General features: G+C 46.7%; 1 protein-coding gene. It reads left to right on the top strand.

Annotated features, from left to right (window positions below; all coding sequences use genetic code 11):
* Window positions 1-206: 206 nt before the first annotated feature.
* The coding region (locus IQR33_RS18550) for an acyl-CoA dehydrogenase (protein WP_228013982.1) at window positions 207-2140 on the top strand (1934 nt) is incomplete at its 3' end.

Here is a 2140-nt window from a genome sequence, read left to right as displayed (position 1 = left end):
AGTGATGGTAATAAACTTGTCAACTTGCTCATGAAACCATCACTCAAATCTCAACTTTAGAATTTTAACTCTACTTAGATCACTTTTTATCCAATCTTGTGTTTTACATTTCCTTAATATTTTGATTACACTTAAACCAACTGGTTAGACCTCTTACCTAACATACAGACGTACAAAACTTATAAAGTCTGAAAAGGAAAATATATATGGACATCTTGCTCTCAATCATCACGATGGCGATCGTGCTAGGCATTACGCTCTACCACCGCATGTCTCTCGTGAAATCTATTAGCTTACTCACCGCGGCCATGCTGGCTCTTACAGTAGCAGGAACTGTCGGCGTTATTGGTTGGGCTATTTACGTTCTCGCCGCAGCTGTGCTCGCGGTTCCTGGCGTACGTCAGTCTTTAATTAGCCGCAAAGCGTTAGTACTTTTCAAGAAAGTGCTGCCAGCTATGTCTCAAACCGAAAAAGAAGCGTTAGACGCAGGTACCGTCTGGTGGGAAGCCGAACTGTTTAAAGGCAAACCAGAGTGGCAAAAGCTACACGCGATTCAAGCACCTAAGTTAAGTGCGGAAGAACAAGCCTTTTTAGACGGCCCTGTGAATGAAGTGTGCGCCATGGTGAGTGATTTCCAAGTGACCCATGAACTCGCGGACTTACCGCCAGAAGTTTGGCAATACCTGAAAGATCATAAGTTCTTCGCCATGATCATTAAGAAAAAGTACGGTGGTCTGGAATTCTCAGCATACGCGCAATCACTAGTACTACAAAAACTAACGGGTGTTTCTGGCGTTCTATCGTCTACCGTTGGTGTTCCTAACTCTTTGGGCCCAGGTGAGCTACTGCAACACTACGGTACTGAAGATCAAAAAAATCATTACTTACCGCGTCTAGCTGAAGGTAAGGAAATCCCTTGTTTCGCCTTAACGAGCCCAGAAGCGGGTTCTGACGCAGGCTCTATTCCAGATTACGGTGTGGTCTGTAAAGGCGAATGGGAAGGAAAAGAAGTACTGGGTATGCGCCTGACTTGGAACAAGCGCTACATCACCCTAGCGCCAGTCGCAACGGTACTAGGCTTAGCATTTAAACTTCGCGACCCTGAAGGTTTGCTAGGCGACAAAGAAGATCTTGGCATCACTTGTGCGCTTATCCCAACTGATGTCAAAGGTGTTGAGATTGGTAACCGACACTTCCCACTCAATGTGCCATTCCAAAATGGTCCAACGCGCGGTAAAGACATCTTTGTTCCTATCGATTTCATTATCGGTGGCGAAAAAATGGCGGGCCAAGGTTGGCGTATGCTGGTTGAGTGTCTGTCGGTTGGACGTGGTATCACGCTACCTTCAAACTCAACAGGTGGCATCAAAACTGCGGCAATGGCAACCGGTGCTTACTCACGTATTCGCCGTCAGTTCAAACAGCCTATCGGCCATATGGAAGGGGTTGAAGAACCATTAGCACGCTTGGGTGGTAATGCTTACGTGATGGATGCAGCAAGCAACTTAACCGTTGCGGGTATCGACTTAGGTGAAAAGCCTTCAGTAATCTCAGCTATCGTGAAGTATCACTGTACGCACCGCGGCCAGCAAAGCATCATCGATGCAATGGACATCGTAGGCGGTAAAGGTATCTGTATGGGACCTTCTAACTTCCTAGCTCGTGGTTACCAAGGTGCGCCAATCGCGGTAACGGTTGAGGGTGCTAACATTCTAACACGCTCAATGATCATCTTTGGCCAAGGCGCAATCCGTTGCCATCCGTACGTTCTTGAAGAAATGAACGCGGCGTATTCTGAAGCAAGTAATGCTGTCGAGAAATTTGATAAAGCGCTTGCTGGTCACGTGAGCTTTACAATGAGTAACCTAGTGCGCAGTATCTGGTTTGGTTTGAGCGACGGTCTGGGCTCTTCATCACCAACCAAAGATGCAACCAAGCGTTACTACCAACAATTGAACCGTTACAGTGCAAACCTTGCTCTGCTATCGGATATCTCAATGGCAGTGCTAGGTGGCTCTTTGAAGCGTAAAGAGCGTCTATCAGCACGTCTTGGTGACATTCTAAGCCAGCTATATTTGAGCTCTGCGACGTTGAAACGTTTTGAGCAAGATGGCCGTCCAGTCGAAGATTTACCATTAGT

This window comes from Vibrio sp. OPT46, from assembly GCF_015163535.1.
Lineage (GTDB): Bacteria > Pseudomonadota > Gammaproteobacteria > Enterobacterales > Vibrionaceae > Vibrio > Vibrio alginolyticus.
The sequence above is the reverse complement of the archived record's forward strand: the minus strand, read 5'-3'. Positions and strand labels throughout refer to the sequence as shown.